At 63.6% G+C, this 8,825-nt stretch carries 6 protein-coding genes and 1 pseudogene; 2 read left to right on the top strand and 5 right to left on the bottom strand.

Features of this window, described 5'->3' with window-relative positions; all coding sequences use genetic code 11:
* Together AC5RWX_RS26910 and AC5RWX_RS26905 are read left to right on the top strand one after the other, a co-directional pair.
* Positions 1–403, top strand: a pseudogene (locus AC5RWX_RS26910) (hypothetical protein); the annotation flags it as partial.
* 74 nt (positions 404–477) lie between these two features.
* Positions 478–1,284 carry a transglutaminase-like domain-containing protein gene (locus tag AC5RWX_RS26905; protein WP_494099325.1) on the top strand — a complete coding sequence of 269 codons (807 nt, stop codon included), beginning with the start codon at positions 478–480 and terminating at the stop codon, positions 1,282–1,284.
* 17 nt (positions 1,285–1,301) lie between these two features.
* On the opposite strand, the gene AC5RWX_RS26900 is transcribed toward AC5RWX_RS26905, so the two are convergent.
* The 5 genes from AC5RWX_RS26900 to AC5RWX_RS26880 all read right to left on the bottom strand — a co-directional run.
* Complete coding sequence (locus AC5RWX_RS26900) at positions 1,302–1,772, bottom strand: MarR family winged helix-turn-helix transcriptional regulator (RefSeq protein WP_494099324.1); 471 nt, start codon at positions 1,770–1,772, stop codon at positions 1,302–1,304.
* Positions 1,772–2,881: an LLM class flavin-dependent oxidoreductase gene (locus tag AC5RWX_RS26895; RefSeq protein ID WP_163162589.1), complete on the bottom strand. Its 1,110-nt coding sequence runs from the start codon at positions 2,879–2,881 to the stop codon at positions 1,772–1,774. Before AC5RWX_RS26895 ends, AC5RWX_RS26900 begins: the two co-directional genes overlap by 1 nt.
* A gap of 106 nt (positions 2,882–2,987) precedes the next feature.
* Positions 2,988–6,206 (bottom strand): efflux RND transporter permease subunit, encoded by a 3,219-nt coding sequence (locus AC5RWX_RS26890; RefSeq protein WP_494099323.1) that lies wholly within the window; start codon positions 6,204–6,206, stop codon positions 2,988–2,990.
* 71 nt (positions 6,207–6,277) lie between these two features.
* Positions 6,278–7,780, bottom strand: a complete 1,503-nt coding sequence (locus tag AC5RWX_RS26885) for a malate:quinone oxidoreductase (RefSeq protein ID WP_494099322.1) — start codon at positions 7,778–7,780, stop codon at positions 6,278–6,280.
* Between the two features lie 79 nt (positions 7,781–7,859).
* Positions 7,860–8,825 (bottom strand): ABC transporter substrate-binding protein (locus AC5RWX_RS26880; protein ID WP_494099321.1); only part of this gene is annotated, 966 nt, incomplete at its 5' end.

The following is an 8,825-nucleotide window of genomic DNA, read 5'->3' as shown; positions in this document are numbered from 1 at the left end:
GCCGTCGTCTGCTGAATGTGCAGACGCCTCTCGGCGGCCGTACACGGTGATCAGCAGCGTTCCCGTCGAAGTGCCCGCCGCAGGCGGGGAAGGAACAATACCGCCCAGGGCGGTTTTCCGGGTGATCCAGGGGTACCGCTACTTCGGCTCCTACGGCATCACCAACGTGGTGGCCGGTGCCGGCGGGCAGGCGTGCGAGCTCCGCAACATCATCCGTGGCCCGGCCGGGAAAGGGGACTACTCCTTTGGGGATGTGGTCTCCGTCAAGGCCTTTGCCCCGGATGAAAAAGTGGCTCCGGCCAAGGCCTTCGATACCCTGGACCAGGCCGCCCGGTACGTCTCCGAAGGCAGTGAATTTGCCAACGTCCAGCGGATGCTAATGTCTCTGGAGATCAACAACTAGTCCCTTTCCCGGCCCCACCATGCGCCGGGCAGAGCGGGGACTTGTCGTCCACCGCCCAACACCCCCGGAGAGCCATGGAACGCAGTGTTTCCGCACGACTGGTCTTCAAGACCGTTGCCAACACCAAGGTGGCCATGACCATCGCCGTAGCACGGAACACCGGCTACTCCTCGTTCAAGGAGTCCCTGTCTGTGACAACGGGGGGCAGCGATGTACCCCTTACAGAGGTATCGGACCACCACGGGGGCAGGCTCCACTACATGGAGTTCGTCGAACCGGCAGAGGTGACGGTGGAATACTCGGCCACGGTGGCAGGTAGGGCCGAACCCGAGGACACCGGGCTCGCCGACAGGATCCGCTACGTCCGTCCCAGCCGCTACGCCGAATCCGACCGTCTCCTGCCCACTGCTTATGCGGAGTTCGAAGGAGTCCACGGCGGCGGGCTGCTGCACGCCGTCCGGAACTGGGTGAACGGGGAACTGCGGTACCTCAGCGGATCCTCCCGCGGCACGGACGGTGCAGTGGAAACGCTCCTCAGCCGCCGTGGAGTCTGCCGGGATTTTGCTCATTTGGCCATCGCGCTGCTGAGGTCCAAGGACATCCCGGCAAGGCTGGCCGCCGTCTACGCTCCGGGCCTGAGCCCGATGGATTTCCACGCCGTGGCGGAGGCCTATGTGGAAGGGGCCTGGCACGTCATCGATCCCACGGGCCTTGCCCCGCGGGAATCTATGCTGCGCATCACGGCCGGCCGCGATTCTGCCGATACAGCCTTCCTCTCCACGGTGGGGGGAAGCCTCATCCTTAACCAGTTGCAGGTCACCGCAGTGGTCAACGGCGCCTTGCCGGTTGAGGACCCTGCCCGGCTGTTGCAACTGGGCTAAGCGGCGCAGGGGTATTTCTAGCGCAGCGGGCGGGGCCCCAGCGAGCTCCGGAGCTTCTCGGTAAGCCGTCGCAGCTCTTTCTGCTCCGCCGGGGTCAGGGCGGGACCCATCAGGGTAGAAATGTCCCGGACGTGCTCGCGTCCGATCTCCTTCTGCAGTTCCCGGCCTGCGTCCGTCAGCTGCAGGAGCACGCCCCGGCCGTCCTCCGGAGCGGGCATCCTGGCCACGAGCCCGCGTTTCTCGAGCCGCTCCACCAGCCTGCTGAGGCTGGACTGGCTCAGCAGGACGTTGTCGTTGAGCTCGTTGAGGCGGAGCCATCCGGTGGGACACCGTGAGAGCGTAAACAGGACGTCGTACTCGTTCACCGCAAGCTTCCGGAAGGCCGGGCCGGACTGCAGCTTGCGCATCACGGCAACCTGGGCCCGGAACAGCGATTCCCAGGTTTCCGCGGCGAGGCGGACCGGTGACTCTGCATTCCTGGCGGCCATCATGCCTCCGCGGCGGACTTTTCGGCGTCCTGGGCTGCCAGCAGGGCGGCCACCCGGCCGGCGTGGGTAGGCGGTTCGGGAACGTGGGCCGGCTTGCGGGCCGCGTACTCCTTGCGCAGGACAGGCAGGACTTCCTCGCCGAACAGGTCCAGTTGCTCAAGTACGGTTTTCAGCGGCAGGCCTGCATGGTCGATGAGGAACAATTGCCGCTGGTAATCACCGAAGTACTCCCGGAACGTGAGGGTCTTTTCGATGACTTCCTGTGGGCTGCCGACGGTCAGCGGCGTCTGCGAAGTGAAGTCCTCCAGGGAGGGCCCGTGGCCGTACACGGGAGCGTTGTCGAAGTAGGGGCGGAACTCCTTGACGGCATCCTGCGAGTTTTTCCGCATAAAGAACTGCCCGCCCAGGCCCACGATTGCCTGGTCTGCCTTGCCGTGGCCGTAGTGCTCGTAGCGTTCCCGGTAGAGGCCGATCAGCTGCTGGTAGTGCTCCTTGGGCCAGAAGATGTTGTTGGCGAAGAAGCCGTCCCCAAAGTAGGCAGCCACTTCGGCGATCTGCGGGGTGCGGATGGAACCATGCCACACGAAGGGGGCGACGCCGTCGAGCGGGCGGGGGGTGGAGGTGAAGTTCTGCAGCGGAGTGCGGAACTTTCCGGACCAGTTCACGGTATCCTCGTCCCACAGCTTGCGCAGCAGGCTGTAGTTCTCAATCGCGAGCTCAACGCCGTCCTGGATGTTCTTGCCGAACCACGGGTAGACCGGAGCCGTATTGCCGCGTCCCAAGACCAGGTCCACCCGGCCGTCTGCGAGGTGCTGGAGCATCGCAAAGTCTTCGGCGATCTTCACGGGATCATTGGTGGTGATGAGCGTCGTGGCCGTAGACAGGGTGATGCGTTCGGTCTGCGCCGCAATGTAGGCAAGGGTGGTGGTGGGGGAGGAAGAGAAGAAGGGCCGGTTGTGGTGCTCGCCCAGGGCATAGACATCCATGCCGATTTCCTCGACCTTTTTGGCGATGGCCACGGATGCCTTGATGCGTTCGTTCTCGGTGGGGGTCCGGCCCGTGGTGGGGTCCGTGGTGATGTCGCTGACGCTGAAAACACCGATCTGCATGATGTGCCTTTCCGTTGCTGGGCTTGCTTCCACTATAGGCCAAGTTAGATGCATTTGCATCTATTGCCGGGTACAACGCTGCCGGCTGGAAAATATTCCGCTTTTGTTAGTCGGGGCTTCCGGGTGCAGCCCGGCGCCCGCTGACCTTGGGGACCATCCCGGTGGTCCAGTCGCGGAACTCCTCGTCCACGTCCGCTCCGTGGCCAAACTCCGGGCGTTCCTGCAGCTCGCGGAGCAGCGTCCTCCTTTCGCGCCGGCCCTCCACCAGGCGGTAGAGCACAGGCACCAGCACCAGGGTCAGAGCGGTGGAGGAGATGAGCCCGCCAATCACCACCACGGCCAGGGGCTGTGAGATGAAGCCGCCGCCACCCGTAAGGCCCAGCGCCATAGGGGTGAGGGCAAAGACTGTGGCCAGGGCGGTCATGAGGATCGGGCGGAGCCGCTGGCGGGCACCATGGGTGATGGCGTCAGCCACGTTCATCCCCGGCCGGCCGTCGTCGGGTTGCCGGTACTGGTTGATGAGGTCGATGAGCACAATGGCGTTGGTGACCACGATTCCCACCAGCATCAGCATGCCGATCAGCGAGGGCAGTCCCAGCGGGACCCCGGTCACCAGGAGCAGGGCAACGGCACCGGTGGCAGCAAACGGCACCGAGACGAGCAGGATCAGCGGCTGGATCAATGACTTGAAGGTGGCCACCATAATCACGTAGACGATGGCGATGGCGGCCAGCAGCGCAAGCCCGAGTTGCTGGAATGACTCCTGCTGCTGGGTGGTGGCGCCGCCGAGTTCAGCAGTGATTCCGGCCGGGAGCTGCACCTCCGCGAGGCGTTTCTGGACCTCGGCGTTGACTGCACCCAGGTTGGACTCCGACGGCGTCACGGAAACCGTCGCTGTGCGCTGGCCGTTGCTGGCGGTAATGGATACCGGCACGTCCACCTGTTCCACCGACGCGATGCTGGCCAGCGGGACGGGCCCGCCAGCGGCAGGCAGGGGGATGCTTCGGACAGCGTCGATACTCGTAAACCTGGTGCCCTGGCCGATCTGGACCGGGAAATCGTCGGTGTCGATCCGAACCGTTCCGGCGGGGATGGGGCTGATGGTTGATGCGAGGACGCCGGCTACCTGTTCTTCGTTAAGTCCGGCAGCGACAGCTTTCGCCCGGTCCACTTTCACTTGCACCACCGGCTGGCTGGCCGCAAGGTTGGTGGCCACCTCGCTGGTCCCCGGAACGCCGGTCATGGCCTTGACCATGGTGTCGCTTGCTGCCTGCAGGTCGGCCGTGGTGGCTGCCTTGATGGTGATGTCCACCGTGGACGAAGTGCCGAAACCGCCCTGCTGGGTGCCCACGGAAACCGTCCCGGAGCCGGGCACCTTTGCCAGTTCGTTCCGCACTGTCTCCTGCAGTTGCTCCTGGTCTGACCTTTCATCCGTCACTACGGTGAAGGTTGAGTTGGAGGACCCGGTGGAGGTGAGCGCGGCAAAACCGGCCTGGGCGTTGCCGGACGTCACCTGGACGTCCCGGACGCCGTTGATTCCGCGCAGGACCTCCTCGAGCCGGATCGCCGCGGCACTCGTGTCCGCCAGGCTGGTGCCTGCTGGGAGCACCTGGCGGACGGTCAGGCTGTTCTGGCCGGAATTGCCCAGCAGGTTGGTTGCCAGCAGCGGCGTCATGGCGGCGGTCGCGCCGAGGACCAGGCCGGCCGCCACGAGGGTGATCACCGGATGCTTCTGGGTTCTGGACAGGATGGGCAGGTACCCCCGCTGCAGCCGGCTCCGCTGTTCCGCTTCCTGGGCTTTGGCCCGGGCCTCGGCTGCCGTTTGCCGGGCGGCGTCGCTGCCAGGGACGGTGCCCGGATTCCGCAGGAACCAGTACGCGAGCACCGGAACGATGGTCAGCGAGACCAGCAGGGAGGCCAGCAGCGCGATGGTGACGGTGAGTGCGAACGGCCTGAACAGTTCGCCGGCCAGTTCACCCACGAAGGCTATGGGGAGGAACACGGCCACGGTGGTGAGGGTGGAGGCTGTGATGGCGCCGGCCACTTCCCTGATGGCAGTCAGGATGGCAGTGACTTTATCTTCCCCATAACTGAGATGCCGCTTGATGTTTTCGATGACCACGATCGAATCGTCAACCACCCGGCCGATGGCTATGGTGAGGGCGCCCAGCGTCAGGATGTTCAGTGAGTAGCCGGTGGCCGACAGGCCGATGAAGGTGATCAGGAGCGAGAGCGGGATGGATACGGCCGTCACCAGCGTGGAGCGGGCAGACATCAGGAACACCAGGATGACCGCCACGGCGAAGCCCAGTCCCAGCAGGCCTTCGGTGGTGAGGTCCTTGATGGATTTCTCGATGAAAGGGGCTTGGTCGAATACCGGCGTGAACTTCGCGTTCGAACCCAGTTCGGCTTCCAGCTCGGCAAGTGTGTTCCGGACGGCATGCGAGATGCCGACAGTGTCGCCTTCAGGTTTCTTGGTGACGGAAATGGCGAGCGTCTCCTCGCCATTGGTCCGCGTGATGGAGGTGCGTTCGTCGTCTTCGAGCGAGACGTCGGCCACCGTGCCGATCGTGGCGGCGTTCTTTGCCCCGGCGAGGGGGAGTGCCTTGATCGAGTCCAGTGAATTCACCGGGCTGCCGATCTGCAGGGACAGTGTTTTGCCCTGCTCTTCAAGGGTCCCGGCCGGAACCAGGGTGCCGTTGTTGGCCAATGCATCGCGGATGGAGGTGATGGTGGCGCCGGCCGAAGCCATGGCTTCCGGGCGGGGAAGGATCTCGATGTGCTGGGTGGCCCCGCCGGTCACGTCGGCGCCCCGGACACCGTCGATCTTCTGCAGCCGGGGCACGCTCAGGCGCTGCAGGTCGGCGTTGAGTTCGCTCAGCGACTTGTCCGAGGACACCGCCAGGAACACGATGGGGAAATCATTGATGCTGCCGGCGAAGGCCTGCGGCTGTACGTCCTCGGGCAGGGACCGCTTGGCGTTGGAGATGGCGCGGTCGATCTGGTTCCGGGCCCGGTCCAGGTTGGATCCGTAAGTGAAAACCATGGTGATCTGCGAGACGCCGTTGCGCGACGTGGAGGAGGTGGATTCCAGCCCCTCCACGCCGTTCAACGCGGTTTCCAGCGGCCCGCTGACCTGTTTGTCCACCACCTCCGGGGAGGCGCCAGGCATGGCCGTCAGCACCGTGATCCGGGGGAACTCGATCGGCGGAATGAGTTCCTGCTTCAGCGACGTCATGGTGATCACGCCGAAGACGGAAGCAAGAACGGTGATGAGAGCGATCAATGCCCGGTTTGCCAGTGAGAGTTGTGCCAGCCGGAACATCGAATCGGTCTCCTGTGGGGTCTGACTTACTGTTGCGGTACCGGAAGCCGGTCAACGCACCCCGGCAGGGGTCAGTGGTTGGCGGAAACACTCTCCAGCTGGAGGGACCTGGCCGTTGCCCTTTCGAGCTCCATCGCAAGTTCCGGGTGGTCATCAAGCTTGACGCCGTAGCCGGGCATCATGTCCTTCAGCTTGGACTGCCAGCCCTTGAAATTCTTCGGGAAGGCCTTCCGCAACAGTTCGATCATGATGGGTACCGCGGTGGAAGCTCCGGGCGAAGCACCTAGGAGTGCGCCGATGGAGCCGTCACGGCCGGCGATCACTTCAGTGCCGAACTGAAGGACACCGCCCTTCTGCGGGTCTTTCTTGATGATCTGTACACGCTGGCCCGCCGTGATCAGTTCCCAGTCGCCTGCTTTGGCTTCCGGGTAGTACTCGCGAAGCGCCTCCACCTTGTCGGTGTGCTTCTTGGCCACTTCCTTGACCAGGTATGCAGTGAGGTCCATGTTGTCCTTGGCGACGGCCAGCATGGGGATGATGTTGCTGGGCCGGATGGACAGCGGCAGGTCCAGGTAGGAGCCGTTTTTCAGGAAGTTGGTGGAGAAGCCGGCGTAAGGGCCGAAGAGCAGGGAACGCTTGCCGTTGACGTAACGGGTGTCCAGGTGGGGCACGGACATGGGGGGAGCTCCCACCGACGCCTGGCCGTACACCTTGGCGCTGTGTTGCGCGGCCAGGGCCTCGTCCGTGCAGCGGAAGAACTGGCCGGAGACCGGGAACCCGCCATAGCCCTTGCTTTCCGGGATGCCGGAGGCCTGCAGCAGGTGGAGTGCGCCGCCGCCGGCGCCCACAAAGACAAATTTTGCGTGGATCTTACCGTGCTCTCCGGACTTGGGGTACTTCAGCGAAAGATTCCAGCCTCCGTCGGACGCCCTGGAGATACCGGTGACGTCGTGGCCGTAGTTAATCTCGACGCCGTTGTTCCCCAAGTATGTGGTCAGCTCGCGGGTGAGTGCCCCAAAGTCGACATCTGTGCCCTCGGCGGCGCGGGTGGCGGCGATCCGCTGCTTGGGGTCACGTCCCTTCACGATCAGCGGAGCCCATTTGCCGATCTGGGCGTGGTCCTCCGAGTACTCCATGCTGCGGAACAGTGCGTGCGGCTTAAGCGCCTCGTAGCGGGTCTTCAGGAACCTGGTGTTCTCCTCGCCGATCACAAAGCTCATGTGCGGCACGGTGTTGATGAAGCCCTTGGGCGAACCGATCAGGGACTGGTCCACGAGGTGGGACCAGAACTGGCGGGAAAGCTGGAACTGCTCATTGATGAGCAGTGCTTTGGTGGGATCCACCGAGCCGTCTTTGGCTGCGGGGGAGTAGTTGAGTTCGCAGAGGGCGGCGTGGCCGGTTCCGGCATTGTTCCACGGGCCAGAGCTTTCCAGCCCGGGCTCGTCCAGCCGCTCGAACATGGAGATGGTCCAGTCCGGTTCCAACTGCTTGATGAATGCCCCCAGCGTGGCGCTCATGATGCCGCCGCCAATCAGGACGACGTCGGCATGTGGGGTCTTGGAAATGAAGGTCACGATCAGTCTCCGATTGCAGCGGCTCTGGCTGTCACAGAATATCCCCGGGCAGCCCTACTACTGAAATTGGGCGGGCCCGTCAAGGCTTCAGTTGTACTTTAGTGAAAACTTCATTCAAGACAGGTGACGCCGGATAGCTCACTACGCGGTCTGAAAGGGCCAGCGCCGAAATGGGGAACGCAATGGGTACCGCGGGGACGGACGCCGCGATCTGCGCGTTGATGGTGTGATACTGCTCATCGCGTTCCTCTCCCTCCGGCAGCCCCCGCGCGCGGTTGATTTTCGAGAAGACCTGCGGGTCCTGGTATCCGAACTCGCCGTTTTTCTCCCCGAAGAGGGGGCCAACGAAGTTGTCGGCATCCGAATATGAACCATTCCAGCCCAGCAGGTGAAGCGCGTGGTCCCCCGGGGTCTGGACCTTCTGGAGGTAGCCGTCAGACCAATCGACGGGCACAGGCTGGATATTGAGCCCCACGGCCGTGAGCTGGCGGCTGATTTCGGCGTAAACCTTCTCCGGCGTTGGAAGGTAGGGCCGTGTGACGTTCATTGGATAGTAGAACCTCAGCGCTTCGCCGGCGTATCCGCTTTCCTTGAGGTACTCCCTGGCCCTGGCCGGGTCGTGGCCCAGGGCGGGGGCGTCATTGTTGAATCCGCTGATTTTCGGCGGGACAAACTGGGTGGCCACGGCGGTGTTGTCGATGAAGAACTTGCGGATCAGCGTTTCTTTGTCGATCGCCATCTCGATGGCCTGCCGGACTTTCTGGTTCTGCAGGACCGGAATTTCCTGGTTGATGCCCAGGTACATCACCGAGAATGGATCACGCTGCACAATCTGTTTACCTCGCTTTACCAGCTGGTCGAAGTTGCCCACCGTGACGGCATCGTACCCGTCGATCTTGCCGTCCAGGAGTGCCTGGAGACGGGCCTGGGGATGGTTGTAGGCCACGAAGTTGATGGTGCCGATCTGTCCGCGGTCCCCCCAGTAGGACGCATTGCTGGTGAGGGTGACGCTTCCTTCATCCCAGGACTTCAGGCTGAAAGGGCC

The sequence above is a fragment of the Arthrobacter sp. SPT-J7 genome (assembly GCF_059089965.1).
The sequence above is the reverse complement of the archived record's forward strand: the minus strand, read 5'-3'. Positions and strand labels throughout refer to the sequence as shown.